At 73.1% G+C, this 17,394-nt stretch carries 13 protein-coding genes; 8 read left to right on the top strand and 5 right to left on the bottom strand.

The window, feature by feature from the left end; all coding sequences use genetic code 11:
* Positions 1–30: 30 nt before the first annotated feature.
* Together CRYAR_RS31370 and CRYAR_RS31365 are read right to left on the bottom strand one after the other, a co-directional pair.
* Positions 31–2,136 (bottom strand): RecQ family ATP-dependent DNA helicase, encoded by a 2,106-nt coding sequence (locus CRYAR_RS31370; protein ID WP_035856882.1) that lies wholly within the window; start codon positions 2,134–2,136, stop codon positions 31–33.
* 2 nt (positions 2,137–2,138) lie between these two features.
* Entirely contained in the window at positions 2,139–3,113 is a 975-nt protein-coding gene (locus tag CRYAR_RS31365) for an NAD-binding protein (protein WP_051571184.1), read from the bottom strand.
* 422 nt (positions 3,114–3,535) lie between these two features.
* Here CRYAR_RS31365 and CRYAR_RS31360 point away from each other — a divergent pair, with 422 nt between their 5' ends.
* The 4 genes from CRYAR_RS31360 (at position 3,536) to CRYAR_RS48240 (ending at position 6,509) form a co-directional block, all read left to right on the top strand.
* Complete coding sequence (locus tag CRYAR_RS31360; RefSeq protein WP_051571183.1) at positions 3,536–4,159, top strand: serine/threonine-protein kinase; 624 nt, start codon at positions 3,536–3,538, stop codon at positions 4,157–4,159.
* A 112-nt stretch (positions 4,160–4,271) separates the two neighbouring features.
* Positions 4,272–5,522, top strand: coding sequence for a DUF4192 domain-containing protein (locus tag CRYAR_RS31355; RefSeq protein ID WP_157018208.1), 1,251 nt, complete (start codon positions 4,272–4,274; stop codon positions 5,520–5,522).
* A 76-nt stretch (positions 5,523–5,598) separates the two neighbouring features.
* On the top strand, positions 5,599–6,255 hold the full coding sequence (locus CRYAR_RS31350) for a hypothetical protein (RefSeq protein ID WP_157018205.1): 657 nt from the start codon (positions 5,599–5,601) through the stop codon (positions 6,253–6,255).
* Between the two features lie 92 nt (positions 6,256–6,347).
* Entirely contained in the window at positions 6,348–6,509 is a 162-nt protein-coding gene (locus tag CRYAR_RS48240; protein WP_169745103.1) for a hypothetical protein, read from the top strand.
* 88 nt (positions 6,510–6,597) lie between these two features.
* On the opposite strand, the gene CRYAR_RS31345 is transcribed toward CRYAR_RS48240, so the two are convergent.
* On the bottom strand, positions 6,598–7,254 hold the full coding sequence (locus tag CRYAR_RS31345) for an iron-dependent transcriptional repressor DtxR (protein WP_051572277.1): 657 nt from the start codon (positions 7,252–7,254) through the stop codon (positions 6,598–6,600).
* Positions 7,255–7,565: 311 nt separating this feature from the next.
* Between CRYAR_RS31345 and CRYAR_RS31340 the strand changes: the two genes are divergently transcribed.
* Both CRYAR_RS31340 and CRYAR_RS31335 read left to right on the top strand, forming a co-directional pair.
* A complete protein-coding gene (locus CRYAR_RS31340) occupies positions 7,566–8,786 on the top strand; it encodes an acetoin utilization protein AcuC (RefSeq protein ID WP_211247730.1) in 1,221 nt (406 codons plus the stop codon).
* Position 8,787: 1 nt separating this feature from the next.
* Positions 8,788–11,700, top strand: coding sequence for a bifunctional acetate--CoA ligase family protein/GNAT family N-acetyltransferase (locus tag CRYAR_RS31335; protein WP_084701184.1), 2,913 nt, complete (start codon positions 8,788–8,790; stop codon positions 11,698–11,700).
* A gap of 1,223 nt (positions 11,701–12,923) precedes the next feature.
* On the opposite strand, the gene sigB is transcribed toward CRYAR_RS31335, so the two are convergent.
* Complete coding sequence (gene sigB, locus CRYAR_RS31330; RefSeq protein ID WP_342673836.1) at positions 12,924–14,015, bottom strand: RNA polymerase sigma factor SigB; 1,092 nt, start codon at positions 14,013–14,015, stop codon at positions 12,924–12,926.
* A 339-nt stretch (positions 14,016–14,354) separates the two neighbouring features.
* Between sigB and CRYAR_RS31325 the strand changes: the two genes are divergently transcribed.
* Positions 14,355–14,729, top strand: coding sequence for a BlaI/MecI/CopY family transcriptional regulator (locus CRYAR_RS31325; protein WP_035856877.1), 375 nt, complete (start codon positions 14,355–14,357; stop codon positions 14,727–14,729).
* A gap of 9 nt (positions 14,730–14,738) precedes the next feature.
* Entirely contained in the window at positions 14,739–15,668 is a 930-nt protein-coding gene (locus tag CRYAR_RS31320; protein WP_051571182.1) for a M56 family metallopeptidase, read from the top strand.
* On the opposite strand, the gene CRYAR_RS31315 is transcribed toward CRYAR_RS31320, so the two are convergent.
* On the bottom strand, positions 15,654–17,375 hold the full coding sequence (locus tag CRYAR_RS31315; protein ID WP_157018203.1) for an RNA polymerase sigma factor: 1,722 nt from the start codon (positions 17,373–17,375) through the stop codon (positions 15,654–15,656). The genes CRYAR_RS31320 and CRYAR_RS31315 overlap by 15 nt on opposite strands.
* Positions 17,376–17,394 lie beyond the last annotated feature (19 nt).

Raw genomic sequence — 17,394 nt, 5'->3', positions numbered from 1 at the left:
GCACGGGGTGCTGGGCCCGCGAACCGCCAGCTAGCTCTCGGCGGCGAGCACGAACGGGTACACGGCCCCGGCGCCGGCCCGGCGCAGGGCCCGCGCCGCCACCGTGAGCGTCCACCCGGTGTTGACCCGGTCGTCGACGAGCAGGACCGTGCGACCGGCGACCGCGGACGCGTCATCGAGCACGTACCGATCGGCCACCGCCCGAAGCCGCTGCGCGGAGTTCATCGCCCCCTCCCCGGTGCCGGCCGGCCCGACGATGTCGAACCGCGTCAGCACCGGGATCTTCGCGTAGCGCGACAGCCCGTTCGCAACGTGCGCGACGAGCGTCGGACGGGTGAGCGAGTCCAGGTACACGATGCCGTCCGGCTGCGCACCGAACCGCCAGGCGTCGAAGACCTGTACCAGCGCGTGACGCAGCGGCACCGGCAACTCGCCATCGGGTGTCTCGGGGCGGAACAGCTCCCGGAGCTGGTTGCCCCAGCCCAGATCGGTGAGCCGGGCGATGGCCCGGCCGGGCTCGGCCTGCTCGTCCTTGGCGATCTTGCCCTTCAGCTCGACGCCCATCGACCCCATGCCGGTGGGCCACATCCGACGGGTCTCGACCGGCACCCCGGGCCGCCGGAGCCGGTCGGTGGCCGCGGCCAGGCTGGCCTCGTCGGTGGCCGCCGAGAGCTTGAGCCCACCGCAGTTGTCGCACCGGCCGCAGGGCTCCGCGTCCGCGTCGTCGAGCGCGCGCCGCAGGTACCGCATCCGGCACTCCTCGGTGGTGAGGTAGTCGAGCATCGCCTGCTGCTCGGTGCGCCGGGTTTCGCTCACGCGCGCGTAGCGCTCGGCGTCGTAGCTCCAGTCCCGGCCGGTCGCGGTCCAGCCGCCCTTCACCCGCCGGACGGCCCCGTCGACGTCGAGAACCTTGAGCATCATCTCCAGGCGCGTCCGGCGCAGGGGCACGAACGTCTCCAGCACCGCCGTCGAGAGCGGACGGTCCTGCTCGGCGAGCACCCGCAGCGTCTCACGCACCTCGTGCTCGGGCGGGAACGCCAGCGAGCCGAAGTAGTCCCAGACGTCGCGGTCCTCGCGGCCGGGCAGCAGCACGACGGTGGCCCGCTCGGTGGCGCGCCCGGCCCGCCCGACCTGCTGGTAGTAGGCGATCGGCGACGGCGGCGCCCCGAGGTTCACGACCCAGCCCAGGTCACCCTTGTCGAAACCCATGCCGAGCGCCGACGTCGCGATCAGGGCTTTGACGCGGTTGTTGAGCAGATCGTCCTCGGCGGCGAGCCGTTCGGTCTGCTCGGTCTGGCCGGAGTACGCGGCCACCGCGTAGCCGCGGTCACGCAGGTAGTCGGCGACGTCCTGGGTGGCCGCGACCGTGAGGCAGTAGATGATGCCGGACCCCTCGAGCTCGTCGAGGTGATCGGCCAGCCACGCCAGCCGGGAAGCCTGATCGGGCAGCGCGACGACGCCGAGGTGGAGCGACGACCGGTCGAGGCTGCCGCGGAGCACCAGCACGTCCTCGAGCGTCCGCGCGCCGGTGACCGAGAGCTGCTCGGCGACGTCCCGGGTGACCCGCTCGTTGGCGGTGGCCGTGGTGGCCAGGACGGGGATGCCGGCCGGTAGATCGGCGAGCATCGTCCGGATGCGGCGGTAGTCGGGGCGGAAGTCGTGTCCCCAGTCGGAGATGCAGTGCGCCTCGTCGATGACGAGCAGACCGGCCCCGGCGGCCAGCTGGGGGAGCACCTCGTCGCGGAACTCCGGGTTGTTGAGCCGTTCGGGGGAGACCAGGAGGACATCGATGGCGCCGCTGGTGATCTCGGCGTAGATCTGTTTCCAGTCGTCGGCGTTCGTGGAGTTGACGGTCGTGGCCCGGATGCCGGCCCGGTTCGCCGCGGCGATCTGGTTACGCATCAGCGCGAGCAGCGGCGAGACGATCACGGTGGGCCCGGCGCCCGACGCACGCAGCAGCGCGGTGGCGACGAAGTACACCGCGGACTTGCCCCACCCCGTGCGCTGGACGACGAGCGCACGGCGGTGGTCGGCGACCAGCGCCTCGATCGCGGTCCACTGGTCGTCGCGAAGGGTCGCGTCGGGGTTGCCGACGAGATCGCGAAGGTGCTGTTCGGCGCGGGCGCGGAGCGACATCGTCAGTCGCCGGAGCCGGGTGCGGACTGGTTGTTGGCCGGCCGGTCGTCACGGATGTAGACGAGCAGGTCCCCGGTCTCGAGCTTCTGCGTCTCCGGCTCGACGAGCGGCACGACCCGCCCGCGCCGGACCACCGCGATGACGACCTCGTCGAGCGTCCGCGGCGATCGGCCGACCTCGTCGCGCACCACCGACCGGCACGCGAACGCCATGCCGTGGCCCGGCGTCAGCAGGTCCTCGACGACGTCGATGACCGGCGGGTCGGTGGTGGCCAGGCCGAGCAGCCGCCCGGCCGTCGCGGACGAGACGACGACCTGGTGGGCGCCGCTCTGACGCAGCAGCGGCGCGTTCTCCGCCTCCCTGGCCGTCGTGACGATGCGTACCTGGCCGTTGGTCAGCTGGCGCGCGGTGAGCGTCGTCAGCACCGCGGCGTCGTCGGCGTCGGGCGCGACGATGATCGCGGTGGCCCGGTCGACGTGCGCCTGGGCGAGCACGGCCGACCGGCTGGACGAACCCTCGACGACCGCGAGACCCGCGTTGACGGCCTGCTGCGCGACGCGGTGGTCACGCTCGACGACGACGATCTTGTCCCGGGCGACGCCGTTCTCGAGCAACGCATCGACCGCGCTCCGACCTTTGGTGCCGTACCCGCACACCACGTAGTGGTCCTTCACGGTATTCCTCCACCGCTCCCGCCGGAATTGCCCACGGTACTGCTCGGTCAGGACCTCGAGGGTGGTGCCGACCAGGATGATCAGGAACAGGACCCGCGCGGGAGTGATGAACAGCACGTTCACCAGCCGGGCGGACGGCGACGCCGGAGCGACGTCGCCGTAGCCGGTCGTCGAGAGCGTCACCACCGAGTAGTACGCCGCGTCGAGCAGGCTCAGCGGGCTGCCGGTGTTGTCGTGGTAGCCGTCTCGGTCGATGTAGACCACGGCCACCGTGAGCAGCACCAACGACATCGCTGCGAACATCCGGATGCCGAGCGCGCGCAGCGGGGACGGCCGGCGTTGAGGTAGCCAGACCGTGGCCCGAGGCACTCCGGTCGGGGTGGGTCGCGTCACGATCTCCAGACGGTAGCGGCAACCGGCAACGGTGGCAGCGGGGACGCGCTACCTGTGGATAAAGCAAAGGCCGCCCCCCGGAGGGGACGGCCTTTGAGTAGTACGCCGACCCGCCGGGTCGCCTCTCGGCGGAAGGTCGCTCGCGGCGACTTAGTTGGGACCGGGGGCCTGGATCGGACCGGCGCACTGAACACCACGGTACAGGGTCGGATGAGAATCCTGTCGCCGTCAGATCGCCCAGAGGTGCCGCGTGTCGCCCGAGTCGTGCTTACGCTGGAACTCGTACAGCCCTGTCCCTCCCAACTGGGCCTTGAGTTCAGGAGGCCGCCTTCGTGTCCGAACCCGCCCGTCATCATCGTCCGATCGTCGCCGCCGACCTGGAGCGACTCGTCGAAGGCTCCGTCGAGGGTGAGCCGTCAGCCCGGATGGAGCTGGCGCACGCCACCGCCGCCGCGCTGGTCTCGGTGGGGCGTGACAGCGCGGGCGACGACGAGCCCACCGATCGGCTGGTGCGCCTGGCCGACACGGTGGGGCTGGACACGCTCGCGGACCTGTGGCGCGGTGCCCCGCCGGACTCGTTGCCGGGTGCGCTCTGGGCCCTCTACCTGCTGCGCACGTGGTGCACCGACAACGGCTCGGAGGTGGCGCGCCTCTACCGCACCGGGCGGTCGCTCGCGCCGGTCGACGAGGTCGTCGCCGGCGTCCGGGACGACGCGGACCCGAACGCGATCGCGGCCGTGGCCGACGACGTCCTGAACGGGCTCTACCAGGGCGACCTGGACGTGGCGCTCGAGCGAGGCGCCGCGTTCTTCCGCGTGGTCGCGGCCGGGCGGGAGTTCCTGGCGGCCGACGGGCCCGACGGCGACGCCGAGCGCGACCGGGCCGGGCGGAACCGGGCCTGTGCCGACGGCCTCGGCCGCGCCGCTGACGGCTGGCGCGACGGCTCCCTTCCCTGACGCGGTAGCGCATCGGGCCGGGTGCGTGCCGGAACGCACAGGCGCAGGAGTTGTCCCCAGCCCGGTGCGCGGAGGCTGGGCCGGCGCCGCCCGCGCGGCGAGGCTGCTGGTCATGACGACGCTGCCGCCACCGCCCGACCACCCAACGGTGCGGTTGAGCTCCCCGCCCGACATCGTGCGCGCGATCCCCTCGCTGCTCGGGTTCCATCCCGGGTCCAGCCTCGTCGCGCTCGGCCTCACCGGTCGCCGTCTCCGCCTGCGGGTGACGGTGCGGGCCGACCTGCCGCCGCCCGGCCTCGAGGCCGCGGTCGCCGACCAGGTCGCCGCTCGGTTGCGCGGCGAGAAGGTGTCCGCGTGCGTCGTGGTGCTGTTCACGGCCACGTCCGACGCCGGGCCGCGCGCCGTGCCGGGGCCGCGCCCGGCGGTGCCGGCGTCCCGGGGCCGGGCGTCCCTTCCCGGCGCGGACGTGGCGTACGCGGCCGAGCAGTCGCTGCGGAAAGCCGGGCTCGACGTGCGCGAGATGCTCCGGGCGGAGAGCGGACGGTGGTGGTCGTACACCTGCGCCGAGCCGTGCTGCCCACCGGAAGGGCTGCCGGTGGGGCCGGCCCCCACGACGCTGCTGGACGTGCTCCGGGTGGCCGCGGGGCGTCCGGTCTTCGCCGACCGGCCGGCGCTGGTGGCATCGGTGGGGCGCCACCCCGGCGAACCCACCGACGCGCTGCTGGCGGCCATCCACGACCGGGAGGCCGTGCTCACGGGCCTGCGCGCGGGAACACGAGCGGCCCGGGACCTCGTCGACCTCCACAACCTCCTGATCCGCGACACCGCCCGGCTCGCCGTGCCGCCCGACTCCGCCGTTCCCGATTCCACTTCGGCCCGACCGGCGATCGAGGGACCGGCTCCGGCGGCGACCGCTCCCGCGCCGCCCGAGACGCGCGCGCACGACGATCGGACCATCGCGCAGGTCGCCGTGGGCCTCACGCATCGCGCGGTGCGTGACGCGTGCTTCGCCTGGACCGGCGGTCCGCTCGCGGAAGCCGCCACCGCGCTGTGGGACGAGATGGTGCGCCGGGTGCCCGCGCCGTACGGTGCGGCACCGGCCACCCTGCTTGCGGTCAGCGCCTATCGTCGGGGCGACGGCGCCCTCGCCGACGCGTGCCTGCGGAGGGCGCTCGACGACGATCCCGACTACCGGATGGCTGAACTCGTGCTCACCGGCCTGGAGAACGGTTTCGGGCCCGCCGACGTCGAGGCGGCACTCGGCCTGGACGGCGAGCCGGATGCCCTCGGGCCGGCGCGTGAGGTCCGGTGGCCGGGGTCAGGTTCCGCCCCGAGCCCGAGCGGCGGCACGGATGCGCGATGATGTCCGCCGAACGAGCGCGCGGGCCGTGTGGGCCGGCCGTGTGCCGCGCCCAGGCAGGAGCCGGAGGAACTTGGTCATGCGTCCCCGTACCACTGCGCGTCGGCTCGTCCGGGTGGCCGGCCTGGCGCTGGCGTTCAGCGGGCTGCTGACCGCGGCGGCCTGCAGCGGCGACGACGGAGGGAGCAAGTCCTCGCCGTCCAAGACCGAGGCGGCCGCTCCCAGTGCCTCCGAGCCCGCCGCGGCGGCGACCTCCGCGTCCCCCTCGCCGTCCGTTCCGCCGCCCAGCCTGCCGCCGGCGGCCGCGGCCGGTGGACTGTGCGCCTCGGTGACGTTCACCGAGGTCCGCCAGGCGCTCGGCCTGACGTTCCAGATCGCGGCCGCGAGCGGGAAGTCCGGCTCCGCGCGTACGTGCGTGCTGACGCCGCTGGAGGCCGCGCTGCCCGACCTGACGTTCGTCGCCACGCCGCTGGGCGACGACGAGGTCAGCGCCGAGGACTACGAGAAGGACTTCGTGCCCGACAAAACCAGCGAGATCGACGGTCTGGGTCGTGCGGGCTACCAGCAGCTGATCGCCGCGACCGGATCCGCGGGCCCGGTCGCGCGGATCGGCTGGCTCGGCGACAAGAACGTGTACACGCTCTCGCTCGCCACCGAACAGGGCACCGGCAGCACCGAGGCGAAGGCGTACCTGCCCAAGCTCCAGGCGCTGGCCCCGAAGGTCATCCCGACCTGATCGCCCGTTGATTTCGAGGCGGTCGGGGCGCATGTGCGCGGTGGGGCCGGGTAACCGGGCGGTCTCCAGCACCGTCGAAAGGGGCCGTCGCCATGCCGGACAACGAGCTGCACTCGGTAGCGGACGACACCGTCGAGGTCGATCCGGACAACCAGGCGGACGTGGCCGAGGAGTTCGCCGAGAACGCGGGCATCGACCCGACGCCGCACGAGGTCGAGGAGTACGTCGCGCTGCACGATCCCGATCCGGCCTAGCCGAACGCGGCGCCGTACGCTTCGAGCTCCGCGACCGGAGAAACGACAGCGCCCCCGACCGATGACCGGGGACGCGGAGCGTCGAGGATCAGGACGACGTGACGAAGACCAGGTTCGCGAGCGACCGCGGAATCTTCACCGTGGTGCCGCCGTGGGTGAGCGTCACATCGCGGTCGGACCGGTCGACCACGACCGAGACCCCGGGCTCCACTCCCGCCGAGTGCAGGTCGTGGATCAGGTTCGTGTCGCCCTGCAGCTGCTCCGAGAGCCGCTCGATGACGACCTCGTCACCGGTCGGCGCCGACGCGAGCGTCACCTCACCGGTAGGCGCGAGCTCGGTGTCGTCGATCGTCGTGTCGAGCTCCGCGAGGCCGGGAATGCGGTTGCCGTACGGCGAGACCCGCGGCCGGCCGAGCAGCTGGTAGACCTTCCGCTCGACCTCGGCGCTCATCACGTGCTCCCAGCGACAGGCCTCGGAGTGCGCAGCCTCGTACTCGAGCCCGATCACGTTGACGAGCAGCAGTTCGGCGAGCCGGTGCTTGCGCATCACCGACACCGCTCGATGGCGGCCGTGGTCGGTGAGCTCGAGGTGCCGGTCGCCCTGGACGGTCAGAAGCCCGTCACGCTCCATCCGCGCGACCGTCTGGCTCACCGTGGGACCACTCTGGTGCAAGCGTTCGGCGATCCGAGCGCGCAGCGGCGTGATCCCTTCCTCCTCGAGTTCGAGGATGGTGCGCAGGTACATCTCCGTGGTGTCGATCAGGTCACTCACGTCAGCCGCCTCGCTTCTTTCACCGCTGCCCAGGTACCGAGGAGCTCACCGGGTCGGGCCGGCGAGGCATGGGCTTCTCTAGGCCGCAAGCATACCCCGCCGCCACCATTATCTTGAATGGTTCAAGATTTGGCTCGTGATGGCCACGACCTGCTCCGATTCCCCGGCGCGGGCACCGTACCAGCGTCGAGCGCGCCGCCGTTGTTCCGTCCACAGCCACGGCCTCCGCGCACGGGTTGTGGACAGCCGGTCCGCCCGCCCGCCCCGCGTGATGAGATGAACGTGTGACGCAGACGTCGGATCGGGACATCACCGCGCAGACCCAGGCCGCACCGGTCACCGTGCTGTGGGATCCGGCGGTGGCCACCTACAACTTCGGGGACCATCCGCTCGATCCGGTGCGGGTCGAGCTCACCATGGCGCTCGCCCGCGACCTGGGCGTCCTCGACCGGCCGAACGTCTCGGTCATGGCAGCCCCGCCGGCCGACCGGGACACGCTGCGCCTGGTCCACCAGGACGCCTATCTCCACGCCGTGCAGGCCGCGCCGCACGACCCGTTCTTCCGCGGGTGGGGGCTGAACACGTCCGACAACCCGCTCTTCGACGGGATGCACGAGGCCGCGTCGCTGATCACCGGCATGAGCGTCCGCGCGGCCGAGGCGGTCTGGCGGGGAGAGGCCCTGCACGCGGTGAACGTGTCGGGGGGTCTGCACCACGCGATGCCCGACCGCGCGAGCGGCTTCTGCGTCTACAACGACCCGGCCATCGCGATCGCGCGGATGCTGGAGCTCGGCGCCGAGCGCGTGGCCTACGTCGACATCGACGTGCACCACGGCGACGGTGTGCAGGCCGTGTTCTGGAACGACCCGCGCGTGCTCACGGTGAGCCTGCACGAGTCGCCGGTGTCCCTGTTCCCCGGCACCGGGTTCCCCACCGAGATCGGCGGGGCCGACGCCGAGGGTGCCGCGGTGAACGTCGCGCTCCCGGCCGGCACCGGTGACGCGGGGTGGCTGCGCGCGTTCCACGCGGTGGTGCCGTCGGTGGTCCGGGCGTTCCGGCCCCAGGTGCTGGTGAGCCAGTGCGGGTGCGATTCGCACTTCCGCGACCCGCTGGCGAACCTCACGCTGTCGGTCGAGGGCCAGCGCGCGGCGCAGCTGGAGATGCGCCGGCTCGCGCACGAGCTCACCGGCGGGCGCTGGGTCGTGTTCGGCGGAGGCGGCTACGGGTTGGTCGACGTGGTGCCGAGGACGTGGTCGCACCTGCTGGCCACCGCCACCGGCGAGCCGATGAGCACGGCGAGCGCCACGCCCAACACCTGGCGGGGTTTCGCGTCGTCCAAGCGGCCCGCCGCAAAGGTGCCCACCGTGATGGGCGACGGCGCCGACGCCTCGTTCCAGCCATGGGATCCGGGATCGCGCACCGACCCGGTCGACCGCGCGATCCTGGCCACCCGCCGCGCCGTCTTCCCGCTCCACGGCCTCGACCCCGACGACCCCCGCGACTGACATGGCCGCCGACCCGCCCGACACCGGTTCCGCCTCACCCACCTCTGCCGGCCCCGGCGCCGGTTCGGCGCCGCCCGGCGGCGGTGGGGCGACGGCGCACGACGGCGCGGCGCAGGCCACCCCGGACGTCACCACGTCTCATGATGGAGCCGTGGAAGCGGGGGAGACCATGCCGTACCCGGAACACCGGCAGGCCGACGTAGTGCTGTCGGACGGCGGAACTGTGCACATCCGGCCGATCCGGCCCGACGACGCCGACGCGATCGTCGCGCTGCACTCACGGTTCTCCGACCGCACCCGCTACCTGCGGTACTTCTCGCCCTACCCGCGCATCCCCGCGCGCGACCTCAAGCGCTTCACCGAGGTCGACCACGCCGGCCGCGAGGCGCTCGTCGCGGTGCTCGGCAACGACCTCATCGCGGTCGGCCGGTACGAGCAACTGTCCGATCCCGACACCGCCGAGGTCGCGTTCGTCGTCGAGGACGCCCATCAGGGTCGCGGCATCGCGTCGGTGATGCTCGAGCACCTTGCCGAGGCCGCCCGCGAAGAAGGCATCACGCGGTTCGTGGCCGAGATCCTGCCGCAGAACGGCGCGATGATCCGCGTCTTCACCGACGCCGGGTACGACGTCGACCGCAGCTTCGCCGACGGCGTCGTCCACCTCACCTTCGACACCCGTGAGACCCCGCAGGTGCTCGAGGTGCTGCACGACCGCGAGCGGCGTACCGAGGCCCGCTCGATCCGGCGCCTGATGAACCCGTCGGCGGTCGCGGTGGTGGGCGTGAGCCGCACCCCCGACGGGATGGGCCGCGCGGTCTTCGAGAACATCCGTGCGGCCGGGTTCGCGGGGGCGCTCCACCCGGTCAACCCGTCCGCGACCGAGATCGACGGCGTCCCCGCCCACGCGTCCGTCCGTGACATCCCCGGCCAGGTCGACCTCGCGGTCATCGCGGTGCCGGCCGAGCGCGTCCTGGCCGTCGTCGAGGATTGCGCCGCCAAACAGGTCGCCGGTCTGGTCATCCTCACCAGCGGTTTCGCCGAGACCGGCGAGGAGGGCGCCCACGCCCAGGCCCGGCTCGTCGAGATGGCACGCATCAACGGCATGCGGGTGATCGGCCCGAACTGCTTCGGCCTGGCCAACACCGACCCGGCGGTCTCGCTCAACGCCACGCTCGCTCCGCACGTCCCGGGGCGCGGCCGGGTCGGTTTCTTCACGCAGTCCGGCGCGCTCGGCATCGCGCTGCTGGCCGAGGTCGAACGCCGCGGCCTGGGCATCTCGACGTTCGCATCGGCCGGAAACCGCGCCGACGTCTCCGGCAACGATCTGCTGCAGTACTGGCGCGACGACCCGGCCACCGACGTCGTGATGATGTACCTCGAGACGTTCGGCAACCCCCGCAAATTCACCCGGGTGGCGCGGGGGCTCGCCCGGCGCAAGCCGGTCGTCGTGCTCAAGAGCCGCGGCGTGACGCCCGGGCTCACCGGCGGACCGGGCGAGCGCGGGTTGCAGGCGCTGTACCGCGCGTCCGGCGTCATCCGGGCCGAGGCGCTCGGCGAGATGTTCAACATCGGCCAGTTGCTCGCGTACCAGCCGCTGCCCACCGGCCGCCGCACCGCGGTGATCGGCAACTCGGCGGTGCTGGTCGCGTTGGCCACCGACGCGTGCGAGGCGAACCGTCTCGAGGTCCCGCTCGACTGGCGCGTCGACGTGGGCCCGAACGTCACCCCCGACGAGCTGCGCGCGGCCCTGCGCTCCGCCGTCGACGCGACCGACATCGACGCGGTGCTCGTCGTGTTCGTCCCTGCCCTGGCGGTGCCCGAGTCCGCGTACGCCGACGTGCTGCGCGAGGTCGGCGCCGACGCGCGTATCCCGGTGATCGCCTCGTTCCTGGCCGCCAACGGCATGCCCGAGCGCCTCCGGCGCCTGGTTCCGGTCAGCGCGTCGGCACCCCTTGCTCCTCCCGACGCCGATCAAGCCGCCGTCGCCGTGACGCCGGCCGCCACGGGGTTCGACCCCGACCGCACCGTGCTGTTGCCGAGCCAGGAGTTCATGGTGGCGAGGGGGTCGGTGCCGTCGTACGCGACGCCGGAGGCCGCCGCCCGCACGCTCGGCAAGGTGGCGACGTACGCGGAGTGGCGCAGCACCCCGGCGGGGCAGGTGCCGTCCCTGCCGGACATCGATCCCGGCGGGGCGCGGACGATCGTCGGCCGCACGGTCGATCGGCACCCCGAGGGGGTCGACCTCGAAGACAACGAGGCCGCGGAACTGCTCGCGGCGTACGGCATCACGGTGTGGCCGAGTCGCCGGGTCGTCGGGGCCGACGCGGTGGTGGCCGCCGCGACCGAGCTGGGGTTCCCGGTCGCGGTGAAGGCCGCCGACGAGACGCTGCGGCACCGCGCCGATCTGGGCACGGTGCGGCTCGACGTCGACTCCCCGCGGGATGCGTGGGCGGCGTACCACGGCATCGCGGCGGCGTCGGGGAACCCGAGCCCCACCGTGCTGGTGCAGCGGATGGCGCGTGGCGGCGTGGTCTGCGTCGTCGAGGTCGTTCAGGACACGGCGTTCGGGCCCGTGGTCGGGTTCGGGCTGGGCGGGATCGCCACCGAGCTGATCGGCGACCGTGCGTGGCGGGCAGCGCCGCTCACCGATCGGGACGCCGCCGACCTGCTGCGTGAGCCGCTGGCGTCGCCGATGCTGTTCGGCTACCGGGGTGCGCGGCCGGTGGACGCCGCCGCCTGCGAAGACCTGCTGCTGCGGGTCGGTGCCCTCGCCGACGAGTTGCCGTCGCTGCGCGCGTTGACGCTCAACCCGGTGCTGGCCTCGCCTGAGGGCATCACGGTCCTGCACTCCACGGTGCGAGTCGAACGCGCCGCCGGTCCCCGCCTGGACGAGGGCGCCCGCCGCCTCCGCTGACCTCGCCCGCCGGCCTGCCGGGAGCACAGGCCGAGCGCGTGCGCCCGCGTACAGAGCACCCGCGTGTACGCAGCTCCACGCTCGGAGCATCCGCGTGTACACGGCCCACGCACGGAGCGCCCCGCGTGTACGCAGCTCCACACACGGAGCACCCGCGTGTACGCAGCTCCACGCACGGAGCACCCGCGTGTACACAGCCCCCCACGCACAGACCACCCGCGTGTACACGGCCCACGCACGGAGCGCGCGCGTGTGCGAAGCCTACGTACGCGCCGCACCCCCTGGGGGCGACGGTGTACACGGCGCTGCGCCCGGCGTGGCCCTTGCGCCCGGGGTGGCTGTAGGGCCCGGGGTGGCTGGGGCCCCCGGGGCTGTGGGGCCGGGCGTGGGCCTTGCGTTTTACGGTGCCCATCGCGGCTCGGGTGCCTCTTAGGGCCTTGTGCTCAATGTGATTTTCAAGCGCAGCATGGCCCTATGTTCAGCGTGGGCACTGCGTGCGCAAGGCCAATGCTCACCGAGTGATCACTGCAGTTCATGAGGCCCATGCGCCCCGTGTGAATCACTGCGCCCGCACCCCACCGGTCCATTCCTGCTCTTGCCCTGCGCAGTGCTGCCCGCTCCTGCACCGCCCCACGCTGTGCCGCCCTGCCACAGTGCCGCGCCGCTCTTGCCCCGCCCTGCGCAGTGCTGCCCCGCTCTCCTGCACCGTCCCGCGCCGTGCCGTCCCGCGCCGTCCTGCCCGTGCGACGCCCCGCTCCTGTGCCGCCCAGCCGTGCGCTGCGAGGCCGTGCGCTGCGAGGCCGTGCGCTGCGAGGCCGTGCGCTGCTAGGCCCTGCGCCGGCTCCTGACCCGTGCCGCTCCTGTGCCGCCCGTCCCCGCACCGGCACGCGCCACTGACGGCACCGCACCGCACCGCACCGCATCGCGCCGCGTTGGGTGGGCTGGCTCGTGCGCCGCCCGAGCACCCTCGCTCTGTGCCGGAAGGATCCCGCCCGGCAACGGCCCGCGTTCCGCCGTCCCTCGGTCCACATAATGCTGCGCCCTGAACGGCGCCCGCCGCGGCGTTCAGGGGGCGTGCCCGGCCCTCGCTGACGCGCGTTCCACCGCACCGGCGCGAGGTCACAATGCGCCGAGGTCCCCTTCCCCTCGGCGTTGACCGGGGCGGCGTGAGGAACAGCAACGGCGGCCGTCCCCGGAGGGGCGGCCGCCGATGGTGGGGACCGTCAGCTGACGTAGGCGCGGAGCGGCTCGGCGCGCAGCGGGTCGCGGAGCTTGGCCATCGTGCCCTTTTCGATCTGGCGGATGCGCTCGCGCGAGAGGCCGAAGTCGCGGCCGATCTCGTCCAGGGTGCGCTGGCGGCCGTCGTCCAGGCCGAAGCGCAGCCGGATGACCTCGCGCTCGCGGTCGGACAGCGTCGCCAGCACCTTGTTGACCTCGGCCTTGAGGAGGGCGTAGGAGACGTTGTCGACGGGGCTCATCGGGTCGGTGTCGGCGATGAAGTCGCCCAGCTGGCTTTCGCCGTCGTCGCCGACGGTCTGGTCCAGGCTGACCGGCTCGCGGTCGTAGCCGAGGAGCTCGACGACGCGGAACGGCTCGATGCCCAGTTCGGTGGCGAGCTCGGCCGGCGAGGGCTCGCGGCCCAGGGTGACCGAGAGGTCGCGGCGGGCTCGCACCAGGCGGTTGATCTGCTCCACCAGGTGAACGGGGAGGCGGATCGTGCGTGACTGGTCGGCCATCGCCCGGGTGATCGCCTGGCGGATCCACCAGGTGGCGTAGGTCGAGAACTTGAAGCCCTTGGTGTAGTCGAACTTCTCGACCGCCCGGATGAGCCCCAGGTTGCCTTCCTGGATCAGGTCCAGCAGCGACATGCCCCGGCCGGTGTAGCGCTTCGCGACGCTGACGACCAGGCGGAGGTTGGCCTCCAGCAGGTGGTTCTTCGCGGCGACGCCGTCCCGGGCGACCTCGCCCAGGTCGCGGCGGTAGTCGTCGGCGAGGCCGTCGCGCAGCAGCGCCTGGCCCGCGAAGAGGCCCGCCTCGATGCGCTTCGCGAGGTCGACCTCCTCGACCGCGGTCAGCAGCTTCGTCTTGCCGATCCCGTTCAGGTACGCCCGGACCAGGTCGGCGGAGACGCCGCGGCCGGTGTCGTCGGATCCGCGGCGGCTTCGGCGCGGGGTTTCGGGCTCGTCCTCGGCCCCGTCGATGCGGGACTGCGAGACAGCGTCGTCGCTACGGGGGACATCGGCGTTGTCGGCGTCGACATCACCAGGCACGAGGTACACGTCGAACGCTTCCTCGAACATGAGCGGAACGGACACCCGGCTCGCCTCCTTGTGCCGCGGGAGAGGTGGACGCCCCCGCGTACCGTCTGTCGTGGAAACCAGATTCGCGCTCTCGCCGTGAAGCCGAAGTAAGGCAGATGTGAGATCCGTGTGAGGTGCACGCTTCCGCAGGCCAGGGCAACTGCGATGACCTGCCGCTATCCGCGTTAACGCCGTCTGGCCCGCCCCGTCGATGATTACTGTCGGCTACCCGACACCGATTTCGGGAACCGGCTGCGGCCACCGGACAGAGCGGTCCGTTCGGACGATTCCTCGTTCGCTTTCTACATTCCGTAGACTGAGGATCGCGTCCGTCGCGGCGGAAGGAGACCCCCCATGGCCCGGTTGGGCGAGCTCGAGCGTGCGGTGATGGAGGTCCTCTGGTCCGCCGACGCTCCCAGAACGGCCCGCGAGGTGGCCGATTCGCTGGCCAATCGTGAGCTGGCGAAGACCACGGTGCTCACCGTGCTGTCCCGGCTCGAGTCCAAAGGCAGAGTCGAGCGCTGCCGCGACCGGTGGGCCCACACCTATACGCCCACCGCGACCCGCGAGGACTACATCGCCGAGTTGATGGACGAGGCGCTCGGCGACGCCGCTGACCGCACCGCCGCGCTGGTCCGGTTCGCCGGTCGGGTGAGCCCGGAGGAGGCCGAAGCCCTCTCCGGGGCCCTCGATCAGGCTCTGCGCCGGGCAGGCAAGGCCTCGGCTTAGGCCCGCGACGTGCTCCCCACGATTGCGGGTCTCGGCATCGTCGCCGTCCTGTTGATCGGTCCGGTTCCCGCTGTTCTCTCCCGCGCGGAGTGGGTGCAGCGGGAACCGCGCGCCGTGCTGGTGCTGTGGCAGGCGCTCGGCCTGGCCGGTGGTCTGGCCGCCGTCGGCGCCGTGCTGGCGGCCGCGCTCGCGCCGCTCGGCGGCTCGCTCCCGGCCGCGATCGCCGCCTACTGGCGCGGCGGCGACCTCGACGGATTCCACCTCTTCCTGCTCGGCGCCGCCGTCGGTCTGCTGGGTTGGCTGCTGACGATGACCGCGGTGTCGTCGTGGAAGGCCACCCGGGTCCGGTCGCGCCAGCGCGAGCTGGTCGACCTGGTGAGCACGCCGTGGCCCAACCGGGTGAGCCCGGCCCGGGCGACCGGGGCCGGCGCGCGGCTGATCGAGCACCCGGCGGCGGCGGCGTACTGCCTGCCGGGGCCGAGCTCGCGGGTCGTCATCACCACCGGCGCGCTCTCCCTGTTGGACGCCGACGAGCTGGACGCCGTCCTCGCGCACGAGCACGCCCACCTGGCCGAGCGGCACGACCTGCTGCTGCTCCCGTTCGCGGCCTGGTCGGACGCGATGTTCGGGCTCGCGGGCACGCAGCGGGTGCGCACCGCGGTCGCGCAGCTCGTCGAGATGCTCGCCGACGACCGGGCCTGCCTCGGGCGCGACCGGGCCGTGCTGGCCGCGGCGCTGGCCCGCGTCGGGGTGGCGGGTGCGGGTGGGGCGCCGTCCGGAGCGCTCGGCTCCACCGACCTCGCCGTGCTGCCCCGGGTGCGCCGGCTGCTGGAACCGCCGGCGCCCTCGCTGCTGCTGCGCTCGGTGTCCTACGCGGCCGCGCTGGTGACGATCACGGTGCCGTTCTGGGCCCTGCTGGTGCCCCTAGCAGTCCACTGAGATCTCGGTCGTGGCGTACTGGGCCGCGCCGTTGGGCGGGGTGAGGGTCGCGGTGACCGTCCAGACCGTGGTGCACCGCGCCGCGCCGGTGAGGGTCGCGGCCAGGTCCTGACCACTGCCCAGGTCGACGTCCTGCGTCTCCTGCTTGAGGACGTAGGAGCCCGACCAGCTGAGCGTGGAGTCAAGGAGGCCGGTGTCGAAGCCGTCCGGTACCGCCACGGACAGGGTCACGTCCGCGGTCCGCGCGTCGGGGTCGGAGAACGCCACCGAACCCGGGGCGAGGATCGTCAGCGCGCCGAAGCCGTCGAACGGGTTCGGGGGCCTGGTGGGGGCGGCCGAGCCCGCGACCGGGCGGATCGAGGCAGCGGGGGAGGTCTTCGGAGTCTTCGTCCGGGTGGGCGCCGCGGTCGGGGGCCGGGTGGTCTTGCGGACCTCGATCGAGGGCACCGGGCGCGGCACCAGGGTTCCGCCGGCTGAGCGCGGAAGCGGGATCGGGTCGGCGACCAGGCTCTCGGCCGGGGTGACGGGAGAGCGGTGGGTGGCCAGCGCGACCACGCCCGCGACACCGAGCACCAGCACCGTGGCCGCGAGCACCGCGGTCGTGCTGACCGGGCCCACCCGGCCACCCCGAGCGTCCGGCGCGTCACCCGAGCGCGCCGCGGCCCCACCCGAGCGCACGTCGTCCCCGCGCACGTCATCCCCGCGCACGTCATCCCCGCGCACGTCGTCCCCGCGCACGTCGTCCCCGCGCACGTCACCCGAGCGGACATCACCCGCGCGCGCCGCGGCTCCGCCTAACCGCGACTCGGTGCCGACCGACGTCCGACGCCCGGGAGACGCCGGTGCCGACGGGCGCGCGGGTGGCGGCGACGGGGGCGCCGGGCGGGACGGAGCTCCCGGCGACGCCATCGTCCCGTCGATCACCACACGCGTGCGGCCCTTCCCCGCGGACGGCCCGGCGCGCAGCGCGAGCTCCATCCGGTCGAGCAGCCGGTCGCTCATCCCCGCCGGCACCGCGGTCAGCGGCAGCAGTGCCGCCAGCGCGCCCAGCGGCCAGCGCCCGTACGCCGTGACGCACTTCGGGCATGGGGGCGTGCCCCGCCGGCCCGCGAGGTGGGCGTGCACCTTCTTGCGCGCGGCGGCGTCCGGCTCCTTCGCCGAGTAGCGCAGCGTGTCCCGCAGGGCCTCGCAGTCGTCGAGCGACCGCGCGGCGAGGACGTCGGCGACCACGTGCTCCCGGATGACGTCCAGCCGCTTGACGACGGCGGCCGGCTTGTCGGGCGACACGGCCATCGCGATCGACTCGTTGCTCAGCGCCATCCCGGCCGCGAGCGCGAACAGGATCCGGTCGTCCGGCCGGAGGTCACCGGCCGCGCGCCACGCGACCAGCCGCAGGTTCGTCGGGTCGGGCGCGGCCGGCGGCGGCGAGGCCTTGCGGCGGCTCCGGCCGGCCTGGCGTTCCTGCTCGACCTCGGTGCACTGCTCGTGGATCAACCGGATCATCGCCGGACGCAACGCGTACGCACCGGCCAGCCGGGTCCGGATCGCGGTCTCGAACACCCGGGCCGTCGCCTCTTCGGCGGCGTCGGTGTCGCGGAGCGCGTTCAGGCAGGTGGAGTAGGTCCAGGCATGACACTCCTCGAACAGGTCGGCCAGCGCTTCTTCATCACCACGCTGCACCGCTGCAACAAGGGCCACGTCGTCCATGTATCGGCACGGTATTCGT

The sequence above is a fragment of the Cryptosporangium arvum DSM 44712 genome (genome assembly GCF_000585375.1).
GTDB lineage: Bacteria > Actinomycetota > Actinomycetes > Mycobacteriales > Cryptosporangiaceae > Cryptosporangium > Cryptosporangium arvum.
Note: the sequence above shows the minus strand (reverse complement) of the source record. Positions and strands in the feature narration are given on the sequence as shown.